The sequence below is a fragment of the Streptomyces sp. NPDC006510 genome (assembly GCF_040611955.1).
Taxonomy (GTDB): Bacteria; Actinomycetota; Actinomycetes; order Streptomycetales; family Streptomycetaceae; genus Streptomyces.
Genome location: NZ_JBEXPH010000055.1, coordinates 26,026 through 45,295, shown reverse-complemented (window position 1 = coordinate 45,295; position 19,270 = coordinate 26,026). Strand labels below are relative to the sequence as shown.

11 protein-coding genes are annotated in these 19,270 nt (G+C 71.6%); 4 read left to right on the top strand and 7 right to left on the bottom strand.

Annotated features, from left to right (window positions below; genetic code table 11):
• Positions 1-478: 478 nt before the first annotated feature.
• Positions 479-1,036: a MarR family transcriptional regulator gene (locus tag ABZY11_RS18755; RefSeq protein ID WP_356480180.1), complete on the bottom strand. Its 558-nt coding sequence runs from the start codon at positions 1,034-1,036 to the stop codon at positions 479-481.
• 155 nt (positions 1,037-1,191) lie between these two features.
• On the opposite strand from ABZY11_RS18755, the gene ABZY11_RS18750 reads away from it, so the two are divergent.
• Positions 1,192-2,502: an MFS transporter gene (locus ABZY11_RS18750; protein WP_356480182.1), complete on the top strand. Its 1,311-nt coding sequence runs from the start codon at positions 1,192-1,194 to the stop codon at positions 2,500-2,502.
• Between the two features lie 29 nt (positions 2,503-2,531).
• On the opposite strand, the gene ABZY11_RS18745 is transcribed toward ABZY11_RS18750, so the two are convergent.
• Together ABZY11_RS18745 and ABZY11_RS18740 are read right to left on the bottom strand one after the other, a co-directional pair.
• Entirely contained in the window at positions 2,532-4,322 is a 1,791-nt protein-coding gene (locus ABZY11_RS18745) for a SpoIIE family protein phosphatase (protein WP_356480179.1), read from the bottom strand.
• 187 nt (positions 4,323-4,509) lie between these two features.
• A complete protein-coding gene (locus tag ABZY11_RS18740) occupies positions 4,510-5,988 on the bottom strand; it encodes an FAD-dependent oxidoreductase (RefSeq protein ID WP_356480178.1) in 1,479 nt (492 codons plus the stop codon).
• 339 nt (positions 5,989-6,327) lie between these two features.
• Between ABZY11_RS18740 and ABZY11_RS18735 the strand changes: the two genes are divergently transcribed.
• Together ABZY11_RS18735 and ABZY11_RS18730 are read left to right on the top strand one after the other, a co-directional pair.
• Positions 6,328-7,260 (top strand): helix-turn-helix domain-containing protein, encoded by a 933-nt coding sequence (locus ABZY11_RS18735; protein ID WP_356480181.1) that lies wholly within the window; start codon positions 6,328-6,330, stop codon positions 7,258-7,260.
• Positions 7,261-7,971: 711 nt separating this feature from the next.
• Positions 7,972-8,535, top strand: coding sequence for a DinB family protein (locus ABZY11_RS18730; protein WP_356480177.1), 564 nt, complete (start codon positions 7,972-7,974; stop codon positions 8,533-8,535).
• 176 nt (positions 8,536-8,711) lie between these two features.
• Here ABZY11_RS18730 and ABZY11_RS18725 read toward each other — a convergent pair whose 3' ends face one another.
• Complete coding sequence (locus ABZY11_RS18725; protein ID WP_356480176.1) at positions 8,712-9,398, bottom strand: transposase family protein; 687 nt, start codon at positions 9,396-9,398, stop codon at positions 8,712-8,714.
• A 203-nt stretch (positions 9,399-9,601) separates the two neighbouring features.
• Positions 9,602-10,057 (bottom strand): hypothetical protein, encoded by a 456-nt coding sequence (locus ABZY11_RS18720; RefSeq protein WP_356480175.1) that lies wholly within the window; start codon positions 10,055-10,057, stop codon positions 9,602-9,604.
• 508 nt (positions 10,058-10,565) lie between these two features.
• Between ABZY11_RS18720 and ABZY11_RS18715 the strand changes: the two genes are divergently transcribed.
• Positions 10,566-12,539, top strand: coding sequence for a sigma-70 family RNA polymerase sigma factor (locus ABZY11_RS18715; protein WP_356480174.1), 1,974 nt, complete (start codon positions 10,566-10,568; stop codon positions 12,537-12,539).
• Here the strand turns inward: ABZY11_RS18715 and ABZY11_RS18710 are convergent.
• A complete protein-coding gene (locus tag ABZY11_RS18710; RefSeq protein WP_356480173.1) occupies positions 12,526-15,975 on the bottom strand; it encodes a BTAD domain-containing putative transcriptional regulator in 3,450 nt (1,149 codons plus the stop codon). The two genes, ABZY11_RS18715 and ABZY11_RS18710, sit on opposite strands and share 14 nt — an antisense overlap.
• A 119-nt stretch (positions 15,976-16,094) precedes the next feature.
• The gene (locus ABZY11_RS18705) at positions 16,095-18,206 is read right to left on the bottom strand and encodes an asparagine synthase-related protein (protein WP_356480172.1); all 2,112 of its coding nucleotides are present in this window, start codon (positions 18,204-18,206) and stop codon (positions 16,095-16,097) included.
• Positions 18,207-19,270 lie beyond the last annotated feature (1,064 nt).

Below are 19,270 nucleotides of genomic sequence, written 5' to 3'. Positions count from 1 at the left end.
ACGGACGCTTCCTTTGTACTCACCCTCTCGGGCTTTCCTCCGGGCTTTTCCCTTCGGTCTTGCGTTTCCGACTCTATCAGACTCTTTCGTGTCCGTTTTCCCGGTCGAAGCGGGTCCTGCACCGCCTTCCAGTTCTTCGCTTTCGCGTTTCCCTTTCCAGCGAGTCCGACTCTATCAGATCCTTTCGGGCCTGATTCCCAGTCAGCAGGGCTTGTCTTCCCGGCTGTTGGGCCGTTCCGACGTCCAGAACTCTAGCGGATTTTCCCGGCGACTCATAATCGAGTCCTCGAAATAAATTTCGGCATGCCGAAATTCTCCCGAGTGGGAGATCGTGCTGAGTTTGGTTGCCGCATTCGCGGCGGGATCGGTTGTCGCAGAACCGTTCCGGCCCCGTGACAACTCGAAGAACCCTACGGACCGAGCAGGGGTGTGTCAACCCCGCCAGGTCAAGCCCTTTTCCCACGTGTCGGACACGGGTTCAGTCCAGGTCGGTGAGGCGGCCGCCGGCGTCCGGCTGGGCGTGCTCCACCCGGCGCAGGAGGCGGATCAGCATGTCGCCGAGGCCCCCACGCTCATCGGCCGTGAGGTCCTGGAGCAGGTCCTCCTCGAAGTCGGTGGCCATGCGCATCGCCTCCAGCCACTTCGTACGACCCTCGTCGGTCAGCTCGACGATCACGCGCACCCGGTTGTTCTCGTCCCGGTCGCGGGTGACCAGGCCCTCGCCCGCCATGCGGTCGATGCGGTGGGTCATCGCCGCCGGGGTGAGGCCCAGGCGCTTGGCCAGCTCTCCCGGACCCAGTCGGTACGGGGAGCCGGCCAGGACCAGGGTCTTGAGGACCTCCCACTCGGCGTTGCTGATGCCGAGGGCGGCGAGCTGGCGTCCGTACGCCACGTTCATCCGGCGGTTCAGTCGACCCAGGGCCGAGACGACCTGCTCGACCTGGGGGTCCAGGTCGCGGAATTCGCGCTGGTAGGCGGCGATCTGCTCGTCGAGGCTCGGCTCCTGCGGTCCGGGCTGCTCGGTGGTGTCAGGCATGGCGGGCAGTATGGCACGCCCTCCAAAGCCGTCGAAGTCCTTCGAGCTGTATTGTTGACGTTCTAACTTTAGTGCTAAAGTCTTCGGGTTCGAGTCGTTCGGATGGCTCGACATGTCGCTTCGAGACCTTGAGGTAGGTGAGTGTGACCAGGGAGATGGGTGCAGCACTGCGGCGGATCCAGCTGGGGAGCGCGCTGAGCGCGTTCGGGCTGGGGTTCACCGTTCCGTATCTGTACGTCTATGTGGCACAGGTGCGGGATCTGGGTGCTGGCACCGCGGGAGTCGTACTGGCGGTCTTCGCCATGGCAGCGCTGGCCGTTCTGCCGTTCACCGGGCGGGCCATCGACCGGCGCGGGCCGCTGCCCGTGCTCGTCGTCGCCTCGGCCGTCGCTTCCCTGGGCGCCGTCGCCCTCGGTCTGTCGTCGGGGGTGACCGCCTCCGTACTGTCGGCCGCGGTCCTCGGCGCGGGTACGGCGGTCATGCAGCCGGCGCTCGCCACCATGCTCGTGTGGTGTTCCAGCACCGCCACCCGTACGCGCGCCTTCGCCATGCAGTTCTTCCTGCAGAACCTCGGGCTCGGCGTCGGCGGGCTCGTCGGCGGACAGATCGTCGACACGAACCGGCCGGAGACCTTCACCCTGCTGTTCCTCATCGAGGCCGCGATGTTCGTCGTGCTCGGTGTCATCTCCTCCACGGTGCGGCTGTCCCGTGCGCCGTCCTTCTCGGACGCCAGGCCGACCGACGGTTCCAAGGCGCCGGGCGGGCTGCGGGCACTGCTCTCGCACCGGGCCATGGTGCAGCTGTGTGTGCTGGGCTTCGTGCTGTTCTTCGCCTGCTACGGACAGTTCGAGTCCGGGCTCGCGGCCTACGGCACCGAGGCCGCCGGGATCCAGCCTTCGACGCTCGGGATCGCGCTGGCCGCCAACACCGCCGTCATCGTCGTGGCGCAGTTCGTCGTGCTGCGGCTCGTCGAGCGCCGCAGGCGCAGCCGGGTCATCGCCTCGGTCGGTCTGATCTGGGCGTTCGCCTGGATCGTGGCCGGATACGCGGGGCTCGTGCACGACAGCCAGACCATGGCGACGGCCGCGATGATCTCCACGTACGCACTGTTCGGACTCGGTGAGTCGATGCTGTCGCCGACCGTGGCCCCGCTGGTGGCCGATCTGGCGCCGGAGTCGATGGTCGGGCAGTACAACTCCGCGTTCGCCCTGTGCAAGCAGCTCGCGCTGGCGGTCGGTCCGGCCGTGGGCGGGCCGATGGGGGCGACGCTGCACGGGCCGTACATCGTGACGTTCGTGCTGTTCTCGCTGGGCATCACGGCGCTGGCGCTGCGGCTCGGCCGACGGCTCACCCCCGTACAGGACCAGCCTTCCCTGGAGACGGTGCCCTCCAGGGTGGTGGCCGTGTCACTGCCGGATGCCGAGCCCGGCTCCGCTGCTGCCTCCGCGGCTGCTGCTGCTCGCTGAGCGGCCGGGCCCTGTCCGCGACAGGGCCCTCACTGCGGCAGGGCGAATTCGCACCAGACCGCTTTTCCGCCGCCCGGTGTGCGGCGGCTGCCCCACGACGTGGCGATCGTCGCGACGATGGAGATGCCGCGGCCCGCTTCGTCCGCCGGGTCGGCCCGGCGGCGGCGCGGCAGGTGGTCGTCGCCGTCGGTCACTTCGATGATCAGACGTCGGTCGGTGCGCCGCAGGCCCAGGCGCATCGGCGGGGTGCCGTGCTTGAGGGAGTTCGCGACGAGTTCGCCGGCGGCCAGGACGCCCAGGTCGCAGAGCTCGACCGGGAATCGCCACGAGGTGAGGACCCCGGTCGCGAAGGCGCGGGCGCGCGGTGCCGCCTCGATGCCGCCGAGAAGATCGAGCGAGGCGTTGTGGAACAGCTCCGCGTTCGCCCCCGTGCGGGCGGGGTGCTGGACCACCAGCACCGCCACGTCGTCGTCGTGTTCCGCGGTGACGCCCAGGGAGCGGATCAGCCGGTCGCAGACCACCTGGGGTGAACCCTTGGCACCGGAGAGGGCGCGTTCCAGCGCGGCGACACCCTCGTCGATGTCCTCGCTCCGGCGCTCGACCAGGCCGTCCGTGTAGAGGACGGCGGTGGAGCCGGGCGGCAGCGCGATCGTGCCCGAGGTGTGGATCCAGCCGCCGGTGCCGAGCGGCGGGCCCGTCGGGTCCTCGGCGCGGTGGACCGTGCCGTCCTCGTCGCACACCAGGATCGGGAGGTGGCCGGCGGAGGCGTAGACCAGCCGGCCCTCGTTGGGGTCGTGGACCGCGTAGGCACAGGTGGCGATCTGGCTGGCATCGATCTCGGCGGCGAGACCGTCCAGGAGCTGGAGCACCTCGTGCGGCGGGAGGTCGAGCCGGGCGTAGGCGCGTACGGCCGTGCGGAGCTGGCCCATGACTGCGGCGGCCCGCACCCCGCGGCCCATCACGTCCCCGATGACCAGGGCGGTGCGGCCTGCGCCGAGGGTGATGACGTCGTACCAGTCGCCGCCGACCGCGGCGTCCGTGCCGCCGGGCTGGTAGGTGGCGGCGATCCGGAGGTCGTCGGGCTGCTCCAGCTCCTGAGGGAGCAGGGAACGCTGGAGGGTGACGGCCGTTTCGCGGTGGCGGCGCTCGCTGGCGCGGAGCCGTTCGGCCGCTTCGGCGTGATCGGTGACATCCGCGGCGTACACGAGCACGCCGCCTTCGCCCGATCGGCCCCTGTTCTTGTTGCTCCTGCTGTTCTTGTTGTTCTTGTTCTGCTTTCCGGGGCCGCCCTTGTCGCCTTCGTCGTCCCTGTCCCGGTGCACGGGAGTGCAGGTCACGGTGTACGAATTGCCGCTGCGGGCCTTGCGGGACTTGACCGTGCGCGGAGTGCCGCTGCGCAGGACCTGGTCCATGAGGGGCAGCAGGCTGAGCTCGTCGAGCTCGGGCATGGCCTCGGCGGCGGTGGCGCCGGCCGGGCGGGGCCCGAAGGCGGCGGCGTAGGCGTCGTTGACGTACGCGATCCGGTGGTCGGGGCCGTACACCAGGGCCACCAGGGCGGGCAGCTGGCCGAGGATGTCCCGGGCGGAGAGGTCCTCCAGGGCGGGGCCGCCGGGCTGCGGAGCCGCGCCGTGCGAGCCGTCCCGGGGATCGTGACTCGTCCCGCCGTGCGTGTCGCTGCGCGTGTCCCCTTCCGGCGGGCGGGGCCCGGCCTCGGGCTGTGCGTACTCGGCGCGGGCCGGGGGGACGGAACTGCGGTCGTCCCGTGCGGCGGCGCGGCGCTGCGTTCCGGGTAGGCGGGCGCTCCAGCGCGTGAAGTTCACGGAATTTCTGGCCTCGTGTGTCGGTCTGGTCCGCTCTTGCGGGCTGCTCACTGTCGGTCACTGCCGGCCGGGTCACTCTGTGCAGATGTGGGCCCACCTATGGTCACACGTCCAGTGTGGCGGACCGTACTGACAGTTTTCGGTACGGTCCGCCACCGGGTGGGCGTGCGGGCGGGTCGACGGTCCGTCAGCCGCCGTTCCCCGGCGGGCCGTCGGGCCCACAGGGAGCATCGGGCCCCGGCGAGTTGCCGGGTCCCGGCGGGGTGTCCGGCTTCGGCGGGCCGTTCGGACCTGGGCGTCTGCCGCCTGCGGCGAGCTCGAACTCGGCGCGCGGGTGCTCCAGCGAGCCGAGGGAGACGATCTCGCGCTTGAAGAGCCCGGCGAGGGTCCATTCGGCAAGGACGCGGGCCTTCCGGTTGAACGTCGGGACACGGCTGAGGTGGTACGTACGGTGCATCAGCCAGGCCGGACAGCCCTTGAGCTTACGGCCGTAGACATGGGCGACGCCCTTGTGGAGGCCGAGCGAGGCGACGGAGCCCGCGTAGCTGTGCCGGTACTCCTTGAGGGGCGCTCCGGCAAGCGACGCCAGGATGTTCTCGGCGAGGACCTTGGCCTGGCGCACCGCGTGCTGGGCGTTGGGGGCGGTCTCCCTGCCCGGTTCCGTGGCGGTCAGGTCGGGTACGGCCGCGGCGTCCCCGGCGGCCCAGGCGTGCTCGACGCCCTGGACGGCGAGTTGCGCCGTGCACCTGAGCCTGCCGCATTCGTCGAGCGGCAGGTCGGTCGCGGCGAGGACCGGCGCGGGTCTGACGCCCGCGGTCCACACGAGGGTGCGGGTCGGGAACCGGGAACCGTCGCTCAGGACGGCGATCCGGTCCTCGCAGGACTCCAGCCGGGTGTCGAGGCGTACGTCGATGTTGCGGCCGCGCAGCTCACGGATGGCGTAGGTACCCATCTCCTCGCCGACCTCGGGAAGGATGCGGCCGGATGCCTCGACGAGGATCCACTTCAGGTCCTCGGCCTTGATGTTGTGGTAGTACCGCGAGGTGTAGCGGGCCATGTCCTCCAGCTCGGCGAGGGCCTCGACACCCGCGTATCCGCCGCCGACGACGACGAAGGTGAGCGCGGCGTCGCGGATGGCGGGGTCCCGGGTGGCGGAGGCGATGTCCATCTGCTCGATGACATGGTTGCGCAGGCCGATGGCCTCCTCGACGGTCTTGAAGCCGATGCCGTGGTCGGCGAGGCCGGGAACCGGGAGGGTGCGCGAGACGGAGCCGGGGGCGAGGACGAGTTCGTCGTACGGGATCTCGACCGCGCCGGTGCCGTCCTCCCCCGTGGCGAGGGTGGTGACGGTGGCCGTGCGCTTGGCGTGGTCGATGCGCTGCGCCTCGCCGATCACGATCCGGCAGTGCGCGAGGACGCGGCGGAGCGGCACGACGACATGGCGCGGTGAGATCGAACCGGCGGCGGCTTCGGGCAGGAACGGCTGATACGTCATATAGGGCTCGGGGGTGACGACCACGATCTCGGCCTCACCGCTTCTGAGCCTCTGCTTCAGCTTCCGCTGGAGACGCAGCGCTGTGTACATCCCGACGTAGCCGCCACCGATGACGAGAATGCGCACACCCGGTGGGGGGCCGGGGGGTGTTCCCCCGGAATCTGAAGCCATCACCACCCCATGACGCAACGTGCTCAAGGGTTTGTCCACAGCCCCGGCAAATTGTGTGACCGGAGGTTCTGGATGGGCGGTTGCCGCGTGGCCCGGCGGCGATGCACGAGCTGCGCAGGTCAGGGGTCGAGGCGGCGGTGCCGGGCGGGGGTCGAACCAGCGACCAACCGGTCCTTGCGCCGATCGGGGGCCCTCCGTGCGGAACTACCCTCTTCTGAATTGAGCCGGGCTCAACTATGTTCGTATGTCGTCGGGGTGTCGGATGGCGACCATGATCCACTCCCCGGATCAAACGGCGGGAAGTCTCCGGGGGGAGACGTCATAACCGGGGGAACAGTTATGCACATTCAGGATTCTCATTGGCAGACCGCTGCTGCGGTTCCGTCCCATTCGTCCGATGGAACAGGGCGAAACGGAGCGGTGGGAACGGTCGGGACGGTGACGGCGAGTTCGGTCGGCACGGTCGGAGCCAACGGTGCGGTCGGAGCCAACACCGCGAACGGCGCGGACGGTGCGAATGGCCGCTCGGCTCCGCTGCGCGTGGATGCACAACGCAATCTGGAACATGTCCTGCGAGCCGCGCGCGAGGTGTTCGGTGAGCTGGGATACGGGGCTCCGATGGAGGACGTGGCGCGTCGCGCCAGGGTCGGAGTCGGCACGGTGTACCGGCGCTTTCCGAGCAAGGACGTGCTGGTCCGACGGATAGCCGAGGAAGAGACCTCCCGGCTGACGGACCAGGCACGGACCGCGCTCGGGCAGGAGGACGAGCCGTGGTCGGCGTTGTCGCGCTTCCTTCGGACGTCCGTGGCCTCGGGCGCGGGGCGGCTGCTGCCGCCGCAGGTGCTGAGGGTCGGCGTCGATGTCGATTCCGATGGCAGTGGCAGTGGCAGTGGCGATGACCCGGCGGTGGTCGGGGAGTCGGTGACCATATCGGGCGCGGCATCGGGCAGCGGTCGGGACGAGGTTCGGGTGCCTCAGCAGCGGCAGGGCGCCGACCAGGCCGACCTCCGGCCGGCCGACGAGCGTTCCGCTGCGGAGACCGGCATCGAGGACGACGACACGGGAGCCGGCGAGCTGCTGGAGGTGGTCGGCCGCCTGGTGGACCGGGCACGGGCAGCTGGTGAACTGCGCCGCGACGTGACGGTCGCGGATGTACTGCTGGTGATAGCGACGGCGGCGCCGTCGCTGCCCGACGCGGCTCAGCAGGCCGCCGCTTCGAGCCGTCTCCTCGACATCCTGCTGGAGGGGCTGCGTTCTCGGCCGGTTGCCTGAGTGGTGAGCGCGGGAGGGATGCGATGCGCGGGAGGCGTGCGATGCGCGGGAGGCGTGCGATGCGCGGGAGGCGTGCCGGTCCTTCCCACGTGAGCGGTTCTTTCACGCGTGAGCGGAGGTTCTTTCGCGCACAGGCGGGTTCTTCGTGCGTACGCGGGTGCGCGGGCGCAGTGGCGTGTGGCTGCTGTGCCCGGTGCACCCTCGCGGGAGGGTGGCGCTGAGGCCGCCGAGCTTGCTGCGCGTGCTCGGGCCGCGGTCCGGGGGCGTGCCTGTGCTGTCTGCGCTGGCTGCGCTGGCTGCGTTGACTGTCTGAAGCCTTTCCGGGTCCTCCGGGGGCGGTTGGCCGGGGCGCCGGGTGGCGGGTGATCGGGGCGACGGTCCGTGTGAATGATTGAGTCTTCGCCATCTTCGAACATGCAGGTCGGAGGCTCTGGCGTGGCGCTCGCTCGGGATACTCATGCTGATCTCGGGCGGGAGTCTGCGGTCTTGATCATCCGTCATGTCATCGGTCGAGGCTGTCACATTTGGGTCATTGAACCCAACCCAGCCAGCCGGGTTGTTAATGTCAAACAGCCGCTCGCGGCGGCGCGGCCCGAAGGGCACATCAGCCCCCGGCGTCACCTCCCGGTGCGGTACGCTCTCGCGGCCCACGGCCGGCGACGGCGTCCGCGAGGCTCGCAGCCAGGTCTCCGTTGTATGTAGTGTGCGGAAATGACAAGGAGCGAGCGAATCGCGGACCAGCTGGACTGGCACTGGCACAAGAACCTGCGGCCGCGGCTGCACGGTCTTGCCGATGAGGAGTACTTCTGGGAGCCGGTGCGTGGCTGCTGGAGCATCCGCCCACGTGGCACATCGGCCGCACCGATGTCGGCAGGTTCGGGGGAATGGACGATGGACTCCGCGTCCCCTGACCCGGTGCCGGCGCCGGTGACCACGATTGCCTGGCGGCTGGCGCACATCATCGTCTCCTGCCTGGGCTATCGGGTCGGATGGCACTTCGGCGGCCAGGACGTCGACTCCCAGACATTCGCCTACGCGGGGACCGCTGACGAGGCGCTAAAACAGCTCGATGAGATGTATGGGAGATGGAACGCGGGGGTCCGCGAGCTCTCGGACGCTGACCTGGAGAATCCGCCCACGGTGGGTCCCGAGCGGTTTCCCATGGAGGGCATCGTCCTGCACGTCAACAGGGAGCTGATCCATCACGGCGCCGAGATTTCCTTGCTGCGCGACCTCTACCGCTGGCAGGACGGAGCCGTACCGCGCCGAATATGACTTTCCGGTAACCGGCGATCGAGCTTCGGAAACCTACGTGGACTCCGTGACGCTCCGTGGCTGCGAGCTTCAGTGAACCTGCGCCCTCTTGAAGTAGCTGGTCAGGGTGGTGGCGTGAGGGTCGTTCGGGGTGGTCATGCTGGTGTTGGGCGGATGTCTCGGGTGCAGATCATCTGTCAGCGGGCTCCTTCGAGGTTCGTCAGGACGAACAGGGCGCGCAGCAGGCCGGTCGCGGGGGGATCGGTGCGGATCTTGGTGAGGATCCGCCAGTTCTTGAGATGGGCGAAGCCGTGCTCGACCGGGGCGCGTGCGACGGCGAGCGCCCGGTTCGCTTCCTTGTCGCTGGTGGTGAGCTTGCGGGCGCGGGTGGCCTTGAAGCCGGTGACGACCACGGGGTCATCCGGGTCGTCGTCCAGGCCGAGGAAGCCGAGATCGGCCAGGGCGCCGAGGCCGGCGGCGCGTAAGTGGGACAGGATGCGGTCACGGCGGGCGGCGGTGATGTCGTGAGTGCGGCCGGGCCGAGCCGCGGAGATCCAGATCATCCGGCCCCGTTCGTCGGTCAGGGCGAGGACGTGCAGGCCGTGGCGGTGGTGTTTGCCGGATTGGTTCGGCCGGTTCGCCGTCCCGGTGCGGCGCTGGGTGGGGATCAGGGTGCCGTCGATCAGAGCGGCCTCGCCGCCCCGCCGGGCGATCTTCTTCAGGGCGCGGTCCAGCCGTGGGGCCTTGGCGGCCAGCAAGGTGATCAGCTCGTCGCGCCAGCGCCGGATGGTGGTGGCGGAGACGTCGTTGCCGCCGGCCATGTCGGCCAGGCGCTGATCGTGCCTCAGCACGGCCAGCACGATGGTCGCGATCCTCCGGGCCAAGCAGTGCCCGCCACCTGGACCGTATCGACTTCAGGTGGCCGCGCAGCAGATCGGCGAGGTAGTTCACGGTGCGCGTGGACAGCGGCAGGCGGCACTGGTAGACCAGGGACACGGTGTCCCCGGCATGCTTATTGGTTTTCGTCACACAATTCCAACAGCCGCCGGGGGCACCTTGGTTACGCCCTGCCGTCCGTGCGGGCCGGTCACGGGCGGACGGTGAACTTCCCGTCGGGCCGTTTGTGCAGCCAGCCGCGGTCGGCCAGCTTCGTCAGCTTCCCGCGCAGCGGCTCCAGTTTGCCCCGCACCCCGGTGTCCACGCCCAGCGCCTCGCCGATCTGCCGGGTAGCGACCGGACTGCCGGCCGCCCGCACGGCAGCCAGGATGCGCTGATACTCCGCCGGCAACGCGGACTCCAAAACTCCCGGCCCACGCTCCGGGACCACCCTCACTGCCCGACCCGCCACCTGAACCACCGGCGATCCGGCCTGGGCCCGCTCGTCGGCGAGCTGCTCACTCATCCGCTGCCACACCCGCTCGGCCACGGCAAGCTCATCCCGCTCGGCCCGCACCTCCGCCAGCTGCTTGACCAGCTGTTCTTCGAGTCCGTCCAGCTCCGCACGACGCGCGGCGATCCGTTCCTGTATCTCGGGGTCCATCATGCGCCGGAGCGTACGAGCGGCGCCGATCCCGACGGACGAGAACCCGCAAAACCAACCCTGCCGGACGATCCACACCTCAGACTGCCGCCTCCACCACCAGCACGAGCACCCCGAACGACCCTCACGCCACCACCCCGATCAGCTACTCCAAGAGGGCGCAGCTTCATTGATGTGGCCCGTTTTGATGGGGCCTTGGTCAACAGCCCGTCATCACCTGTGCGACTCCGCGTCCGGCTTCGTAGCCGGCCTCCGGGGCTGCCTCTCTCGCCGCCGGAACCCGCTTTCCCGCTGCCCAGCGGGTTCGCCGCTCTCGAATCGCGCACTGCGGCGCCAACTCGCCCGCACGAAAGAGGTTGTCGAGCATTCCCCGAATGAACGGCTGTTAGTACTTACATTCGGAAAAACGCCCCGGATGAGTGGTTGCGGGGGCTGAGGGTACGACGTGATTGCGCCATGTGACACTCTTGCCCGGTGTTCGGGTCCGACAGCGCATACGGGGGCTACCGCGATGAGCGGTGACGGGCAGCAGGAAAAGTCGTTCGACGACGTCTCCGCCGTGGGCGATGTCACGGAGGCCGGTGGGCTGTCTGCCCGGCAGGTACCGAGCCAGGCCGGGCCCGGGCGGTCGAGCGGTGACGCGGAGGGCGGCACCGTCCTGCCGGGTCCATGGTCGGCACCGGCCGATCCCGAGGCCGACGCCGCGGTGCCGATGCAGCGGGAGGGCGGCAGCGCCACTGCCACCGATGCCTCCGACGCCGATCTGATCCGGCAGATGCGGGACGGCGACGATCTCGCGTACGAGGAACTCTTCCGACGGCACTCCGACGCGGTGCGACGCTACGCGCGGAGCTGCTGCCGGGACGCCCACACGGCCGACGACCTGACGGCCGAGGTCTTCGCCCGCACGCTGCAGGCGGTACGGCGGGGCAAGGGGCCCGAGGAGGCCGTACGGGCCTATCTCATGACGGCCGTCCGCCATGTCGGCGCCGCCTGGACCAAGACCGCGAAGCGGGAGCAGCTGGTCGACGACTTCGCGGTGTTCGCCGCGCAGGCGTCCCAGGCCTCCCAGGTGTCGGACGCGGACACGCTCGACCTCGGTGCCGATGTGCTGGCGATGCACGAGGCCGAGCAGTCGATGGCGATGCAGGCGTTCCGCAGCCTGCCGGAGCGCTGGCAGGCCGTGCTGTGGCACACCACCGTCGAGGAGGAGTCGCCCAGCGAGATCGCCCCGCTCTTCGGACTGACCGCCAATGCCACGGCGGTGCTGGCCAGCCGGGCCCGCGAGGGCCTCAAGCAGGCCTACCTTCAGGCGCATGTGAGCCAGGCCCTGACCGCGGGCGGCGACTGCGCGCGCTACGCCGACCGGCTCGGCGCGTATGCCCGTGGCGGGCTCCGTATGCGGGCCGAGCGCGGCCTGCGCGGACACCTGGAAGGGTGCTCGAAGTGCCGGCTCGCCGCGGGCGAACTGGCCCATGTCAACGCCGGGATCCCCGCGCTGCTGCCGGTCGCGGTCATCGGCTGGTTCGCCGCCGGGTACGCGCTCAAGGCCGCCGGGATCGTCGCCGGTGGCGCGGCGGGAGCCGCGGGTGCGGGTGCCGCCGCGGCGGCGTCCGGGGGGAGCTCGTCCGGGGGTGCGGCCGGTGGTGCCGCGGCCTCGGAGGGGCTCGGTGCCCCGGTGAAGGCCGGTATCGCGGCGGCGGTTGTCGTGGCCGCGGCGGCCGGGCTGGCCTGGGCACTGGTCGGCGACGACCAGCCGAAGCCCGAGGCCACACATGTGTCGAAGCCGGCTGCCGTGGCTCCTCCGGCGCCGACATCGCCGCCCGAGCCGACTCCCCCGCCGCCTCCGAAGCCCGCTCCGCCGGCGCCGCCCGCGCCCCCGGCGCCGACACCGCCGCCCGAGCCCAAGGCCAAGCCGACGCCCACCCCGACCCCGCCCCCGAAGCCCGCTCCGAAGCCGACGCCACCCAAGCCGACGCCTCCGAAGCCGACGCCACCCGCGCCGACACCGCCGCCCACCCCGACCCCGACCCCTCCGCCCCCCGCGCCGACCGTCTATCAGGTCAGCGAACTGAACTACTCGTTCCTGGGTGACCACACCGAACCGGAGGTGGTGGCCGGGGAGAGCAGCTGGGTCTGGCAGCGTTCCAACGTGTCCATCGGCGGCACGACGTACGCGCACGGGGTGACCGTCAACAGCGATTCCTCGGTCGTCATCCAGCTGAACAAGCAGTGCACGCGGTACGAGGCGATGGTCGGGATCGACGACATGACGATGGGGCTCGGCTCGGTGCGCTTCTCGGTCTTCAACGGCGACGGCGCGCGACTCTGGCAGTCCCCGGTGATGAACGGCAATGACCCGGCCGTGCCCGTGGGCGTCGGTATCGCCGGTCAGGACCGAATCCGGCTCGTCGTCGAGCGCGCCCGGCCCGGTGGCGTCATGGCGCTCGCCGACTGGGCGAATTCGAGGATCAGCTGCCGGTGAGCCGGTCCGGGACGGAGCCCGGCGCTTCCGGGAGCTCCTCGGTGATCCGGGTCAGGAGCTCGATGACGTCGTCGACGGTCAGTGTGCGGCCCGCGGCGCGCTCGGACTCGTACAGCTGAGGTCCGAGCTCCTCACGTGCCTGCCGCTCGACCTCGTCCACCTCGGCCTGCTCCGCCTCGGTCCTCGGGGCGAACAGGCGCCAGCTGTCCGCCGCCGCCAGGATCCGTACGGCGGCTCCGTGGCGGCCCACCTTCGGCAGCGCGGTCGCCACGCCTTCCGCCAGATGCCCGGTGACGAACTCGGCGCACTGGGCGTCCCTCGCCGCACGGAGTGCCGCCGTCAGACCCCGCACGCCGACGGCCGGGCCACGGTCGGGTCCCGGTTCGTGCACCGCGATCCGGGCGGCGAGCCCGTCGACCACGGCGTTGAAGTGCGACGGCGGGCTGCCCCGGCCGACCGTATTTGCCGCCTCGGTGACCAGCCGCCGCGCCTCCTCGATCTGCCCCCGCTCCAGGGCCACGGTGGCGCGCAGGAAATGGCCGTAGGCGCGGGCGTCGTGCACCTGGTAGCGCTCCGCCTCGCTCTCCGCCTCGGTCAGGATCCGTTCGTACTCCGCCATGTCCCCGGTCCGGTGGGCGAGTTCGGCGAGGCGCGCGAGGAGGAACGGCGCCTCGATGTGCGCCCCGACCTCACGGGACAGCAGCAGCGCCTCCTCGTACGCCGCCCGCGCCGGTGCGTACCGTCCGCGCATCACGCCCGCCTCCGCGGCCGCGCTCGCGACCTGCGCGCGGATCCAGCGGTCGCCGACGCGGCGGCTCAGTTCGCGCAGTTCCGCGAGATCGGCGTCCACCCCGGGCATACCGCCGGACATGTCGACGGCCATATGGGTGCGGAACATCAGCGTGACGCAGTACTCCCAGGCACCGCCGTGGATACGGGCGTTGTCGACCGCCCGCTCGATCATCGCGTGGGTTTCGGCCGCCGTGCTGGTCATGAACCGGGCCATCGGCCAGAGCAGTCCCGGGAACCGGGCGGACTGCGGCCCCGAGGACATGAACGCGTCGGCCACCCGGTCCATCAGCACCCGATGGCGATCGTCGCCCAGGATGTCCGCGGCCGGTCGGCTCTCGACGGCGAGGAAGTACCGCAGCATCTCCAGCTGCATGCGCGGCCAGTAGCGGGGGTCGCCGACGTCGGTCGGTTCGGGGCCGAGCGCCACGGCGCGCTCGGCCCAGGTGAGGCCCTCGGGGCGGAAGTTGCGCAACCACCAGAACCACCCCATGCCGAGAACCAGTCGTACGGCTTCCGGTTCGGACGGGCCGGTGACGACGGTCCGGTGCAGAGCGGCCCGGATGTTGTCGAGTTCCGTCTCCAGGCGTTCGATCCAGGGCAGCTGGTCACCGGAGCGAAGGCGGGGCTCGGCCTGCTCGACGAGCGCGAGGAAGTACGCGGTGTGCGCGCCCGCGGCGGTGGCACGTATCTCCGGGGCCTCGGCGGCACGTTCGGCGGCGTACTCGTGGATGGTCTCCAGGAGGCGGTAGCGCATCTCGCCGGAGGCGGTCGGCGTGGCGACGACGAGGGACTTGTCGACGAGAGCGCCGATCAGATCGGCGGTGGAGAGCCGGGCGGCGGAGACAGGACCGGCAGGGGCAGGGCCGGTAGCAGGCGCTGTTCCAGATGTGATGACGGCTTCCGCGGCCGGCAGATCCCAGCCGCCCGCGAAGACCGAGACCTGGCGCAGAGCCGTGCGTTCGTCCTCGTCGAGGAGGTCCCAGGACCAGTCGACGACGGCACGCAGCGTCTGCTGACGCGGCAGTACGGTCCGGCTTCCGCCGGTCAGCAGACGGAACCGGTCGTCGAGCCGGTCCGCGATCTGACGCGGACTGAGCATCCGCAGCCGGGCGGCGGCCAGCTCGATGGCGAGTGGTTGCCCGTCGAGCCGTCGGCAGATCTCGGCGACCGCCTCCGGATCGTGCGTGGCCTCCTGCTCGGGGTCGAAGTCGGGGCGTACGGCGCGGGCGCGCTCGGCGAACAGCCGGTGGGCGGGATCGGCCGGGAGCGGGCCGACCGGGCGGACGGATTCGCCGGGGACACCGAGGGGTTCGCGGCTGGTGGCGAGGATGCGCAGCTGCGGGCAACGGGTGAGCAGGGTCTCGGCGAGGGTGGCGGCCGCGTCGATGACGTGTTCGCAGTTGTCCAGGACGAGCAGGAACGGGCGGGTGCGGGAGCTGTGCGCCAGGTGCTCGGCGAGGAGATCGGTCGGGTCGGTGCGCAGCGGCTGTCCGTCGCGGTTGTTGTCCCGGAGGAGGGACGTCTCGCGCAGCCCGAGAGCGGAGAGTACGGCTCCGGGTACGTCGACGGGGTCGTCCACGGAGGCGAGTTCGGCGATCCAGGCGTCCGTGGGGGCTGCGGAGGCGGTGGGAACCGGTCCTCCGTGGGTGGCGGCCTCCTCGGCGAGCCGGGTCTTGCCGGAGCCACCGGGGCCGGTGAGAGTGACCAGGCGGGAACGGGTCAGATCGGCGCGGATGGACCGCAGTTCGGGCTCGCGGCCGACGAACGAGGTGAGCCGGGGCCGGAGGTTGCCGTGGACGACGGCGGGGCCGGGCGGGTCGAGCGGGCTCGGGCGCTGCGGGCGCTGTTGCCGAACTGCCGCTGATGCGGATGCGGACGGCGCTTGCGGTGGGGCGAGCAACTCACGGTGCAGCGCGGTCAGTTCCGGTCCGGGATCGGTCCCGAGACCGTCGGCGAGGGCGCGGCGGGCGTCCTCGTAGGCGGCCAGCGCATCGGCCTGGCGGCCTTCGGCACGCAGGGCACGGATCAACTGGGCCCGGAAGCGTTCGTCGTACGGGTGGGCGGCGGTCAGCTCCATGAGCTCCGGTACGAGGGTCCGCGGCCCCGCATCGGGCCCCGCACCGGCACCCGTGCCCGCCGCCGCGCACCGCAGGTCGGCCTCGATACGGCGTTCCAGCGCGGCCAGGCGGTGGCCCTCGGGGCGCAGGCCGTGGCCGTGGTCCCGGTCCGGCAGGTCGGCCAGCGCGGGGCCGCGCCACAGGGCGAGCGCGGTACGGAGCGTGCGCGCGGCCGTCACGGGATCGCCCGCGTCGAGCTCCTCGGCCCCCTGGCGGGACAGCCGCTCGAACACGTGCAGGTCGACCTCGTCGGGCCCGGCCTCCAGGCGGTATCCCCCGTGGGTACTCGTGATCGCGTCCCTGCCCAGCACCCGGCGCAGCCGGCCCACCAGGGCCTGGAGCGCGGCGGGAGCGTCGTGCGGAGGGTCCGCGGCCCATACGTCGTCGACCAGATCGGCGACGGGGACGGGACGTCCCCCACGCAGCGCGAGGGCGGCGAGAAGGGCGCGCAGCCGCGTACCGCCCACGGGCAGGGCAGTGCCGTTCTCGTCGCGCGCCTCGGTGACGCCCAGGATCAGGTACCGCACCGGGCCATTGTGTCCCGCGCCCCCGCCGACGGCAGGCGACCGCCCCCATCGGTCTCGGTCCCGCCGCCCGTGCCTATGGCCGAAGCGTCCGCGTGGCCGGAACGACGCGCCGCCCGTGCCTACGGCTGAAGCGTCCGCCTGCCCGGAACGACGCCGCCCGCGACCGCACGCTGGCGGGGTGCCGCCGTGCCCGTCCAGCAGGTGCCGCGCCGCGACACGAGCCGGCGGAGCCAGAGCTCCGTGGACGCCAGGTGCGCGAGGCCGTCCAGCGGGAGCGGTTCGCCCTCGGAGGCCGCGCGCAGCGCCTTCCGTACGACGCGGGCCTCGACCAGGCCCGCGTCGGCGAGCAGCGGGGCGTCGAAGAGGGCGATCAGTTCCGGGAGGGCGGCGCGCAGGCCGGTGCGGGCGGTCGCGTTCGACGTGGCGAGGGAGGGCGTGCCCCAGCCGGGCGGCAGCTCGTGGATGCCTGCGCCCGCGAGCACCCGGCGCAGGATCGCGGCGCGGGCGCCCGGCTGGACCCGGAGCGATTCGGGGAGCGCGCGGGCGGCGCGTACGACCTGGTTGTCGAGGAACGGGGCGTGCAGCCGCTGGCTGCGGTTCTCGGCGGCCTGCTCCAGGATCCGGTGGTCGGCGGCGTACCGGGCCAGGGCCGCCCTGGCGCGGGCCTCGCCGGGACGCTGGACGGAGACGGGCCGGATGGCCGCCTCCTGGAGCCGGACCGACACTTCGGCGAGCGCCTCCCCCGTGAGCCAGCGCGCGGCGGGTCCGGGCCGCGACCAGGCGAGGGCGGCCAGCGACGCGTCGGCGGGGGTGTCGAGGTCGGGGGTGTGCCGGTTGGCGTCCGGCAGCCGGTCGGCCGCCGCTTCCAGGCCGGTGCGGTACGACGTACGGGACAGGCGGCGGGCCGCGCGGTAGACGGTCAGCGGGACGAACAGGGAGTGCGCGCTCGGGCCCTCCGCCCTGGCAAGCGCGGCGACCGGGCGCAGCAGATGGCGTCGGCGACGGTCCATCAGCAGGTCGGCGAGGCGGGCCGGGTGGGCGTCGAGGACCTGCCGGGCGCCGCCGCCGACGAAGTGGTCGGCGCTGCCCGACGCCAGGCGCCGGCGGTGGCGCTCGGCGACGACGAGGGACGGGGCGGGTTCATCGGTGAGCGGGCCGCTGCCCAGGTCGGCGTAGGGCAGGGCCTCTTCCCCGGCCGCGACGACCACATGGTGCAGGCGCGGGTTGGCGGCGATCACGCGGGCGCGTTCGAGTTCGTCCTCGTGTCCGCGCGCGGTGAGGTCGTTCAGGGTGACGGCCAGCAGCCGCTCCCCGGCGCCCGTGCCGTGGCCGAGGAGGGTGCCGGGCAGGCCGGGCAGTCCGGCGGCGAGCAGGGCGAGGGTGGCGGAGGCGCTGCCTCCGGACAGGTCGGCGCCGATGCCGGGGACCGGCGCGCCACGGGCGGCGCGCCGTTCGGCGGGGCCCATGCCGGGGACCGGGCCGGGGTCGGGCGGCAGGGTCTCGGGCGCGTGGCGCGGGGCCAGGAGTCTGGCGCGTACGGCTTCGACCAGTGCGTCGCGTACGCCGTCGACGGCGCTGACCGGGTCGAGTTGGGGGGCGGCCACGGCGAGGGAGGCCACCGCCTCGTAGCCGGTGATCTCGCGCGAGCCCTCGCGGAGGATGAGCGCGTGGCCCGGCGGGATGCGCTTCACCCCGGCGTACGGGGTGCCGTCGCGCAGCGCCTCCGGTGTTTCGGGGCAGGCGAGCAGGGCGGCCAGGTGGCCGATGTCCAGCTGGGCCTCGATGAGGTCGGCGAGCGGGAGCGCGGCGGTGGCGTACGCCGTGCCGCCCGCCCAGGGCGTGTAGAAGACGGGGCGGGCACCGGCGAGGTCGCCGATGACGGTGATCCGGCGGCCGATCTGGACGACGGTCGTGTAGCTGCCGGGCCAGGAGGTCAGATGGCGCAGGGCTCCGCCGCGGGCGGCGAGGAGGCCGGAGCGCAGCTGTTCGTCGGTGGCGCTGCAGCAGCCGAGGACGGCCATCCGGGCGGTGGGCGCGCCTTCGGTGGTTTCGGCCGTGGTGATCCGAATCTCGTCGGGACGCCAGTCCCCCACGGCCCAGAGCGGATCCGGGTCGCCCCACAGGAGTTGGGAGCCCACGGGGTGCATCGTGCGCCCCTCGTCACTGGGGCCGACCGCACCGGCCGTGCCGAAGCTCGCGGCGATACTGCTCCACCCCACCAACCAACGCATCGCCGCCTCCACAGGCTGTGGACAAAACGGCGCAGCAGGAAAGTATCGGGAGAATTCCGGTTAGCGCGCGGCGCCGTTGCGAACATGCTGCCACGACAACGGCGCACAGGAGGGGCTACGCACGGCGCACGTCGGAAGGGCATGCGCCCCTGGCAAAGGCCGGGCCGGGCGGGAGGCCGGGCGGGTTGCGGACACGTACGCGCCCGGCGGGAAACGGGCGACACTTCCGGCGGCATGACGTCACGCACCACCGGCATCAGGCACCTCAACCGCCAACTGACTTACGGAACAGGCGCGTTGGTCTCCACTTATGAGCCAGATCCACCGGCCGAAATCCAGCCATGTTCGAGACATCCACGAACCGCTGACGAGCCGCCGGCGGGCGACCGTCGGGCAGTCGACGAGATGTCCGCGAAACGGGCGGCCCAACCTCGAACGACCGACGACATTCGGCCATTTTCGGAGCGGGTTGGAACCTCGCGCCGAGGCACTCGCCGCATCAGAAGTCCCTTTTCGCCCCGCTTCATTCCCCGATTCTTCCCGAATGCCTCCCGGGCCCCACCTGGGTCCCGCCTGGACCCCTTCCGGGCCCTTTCGGCAGCCGCGAAAGATCTCCACCGGGACCGCCGATGCACAGTCCGGGAGGCGTCGTTCACCTCCCGGACCGGTCCGCCGCCTGCGGGGAATGAGGCGGCAGTGTCCCCCAGCCCACTGAGTCCTGTGCAGTGGGCCGACCCACGCAGCACCCATGGAAACGCTCCCGAAACGGCCGGACGAGAGCGCACGGCCGGGCGCACGGCCACACACCAGGAGCACGTACGGGGCTCGGCGAGCAGCCCCGGCACCACGCGGGGGCAGCGCCTCCGAGTGCCGCTCCCGTGCGCCGTCGAGCAGGGTTCCGGGCCGGGTTCACGCGGCGTCCGATCCACATCCGGGCCCCTTCCGGAATGCATCCGATCCGCGTCCGGACCGCCGTCCGCGTCCGCACGGACAACAATCCCGCCATACGGACGTCTGCCCCTTAACGGTAGGGATGCGGCGAACTACGCTGGGTTTACTGAGGT

What these genes read in the sequence shown, in the direction of transcription:
- ABZY11_RS18755 (WP_356480180.1), bottom strand. Translation starts at nt 1,036, where the DNA reads ATGCCTGACACCACCGAGCAGCCCGGACCGCAGGAGCCGAGCCTCGAC.
- ABZY11_RS18750 (WP_356480182.1), top strand. Translation starts at nt 1,192, where the DNA reads ATGGGTGCAGCACTGCGGCGGATCCAGCTGGGGAGCGCGCTGAGCGCG.
- ABZY11_RS18740 (WP_356480178.1), bottom strand. Translation starts at nt 5,988, where the DNA reads ATGGCTTCAGATTCCGGGGGAACACCCCCCGGCCCCCCACCGGGTGTG.
- ABZY11_RS18735 (WP_356480181.1), top strand. Translation starts at nt 6,328, where the DNA reads ATGCACATTCAGGATTCTCATTGGCAGACCGCTGCTGCGGTTCCGTCC.
- ABZY11_RS18730 (WP_356480177.1), top strand. Translation starts at nt 7,972, where the DNA reads ATGACAAGGAGCGAGCGAATCGCGGACCAGCTGGACTGGCACTGGCAC.
- ABZY11_RS18720 (WP_356480175.1), bottom strand. Translation starts at nt 10,057, where the DNA reads ATGATGGACCCCGAGATACAGGAACGGATCGCCGCGCGTCGTGCGGAG.
- ABZY11_RS18715 (WP_356480174.1), top strand. Translation starts at nt 10,566, where the DNA reads ATGAGCGGTGACGGGCAGCAGGAAAAGTCGTTCGACGACGTCTCCGCC.
- ABZY11_RS18705 (WP_356480172.1), bottom strand. Translation starts at nt 18,206, where the DNA reads ATGCGTTGGTTGGTGGGGTGGAGCAGTATCGCCGCGAGCTTCGGCACG.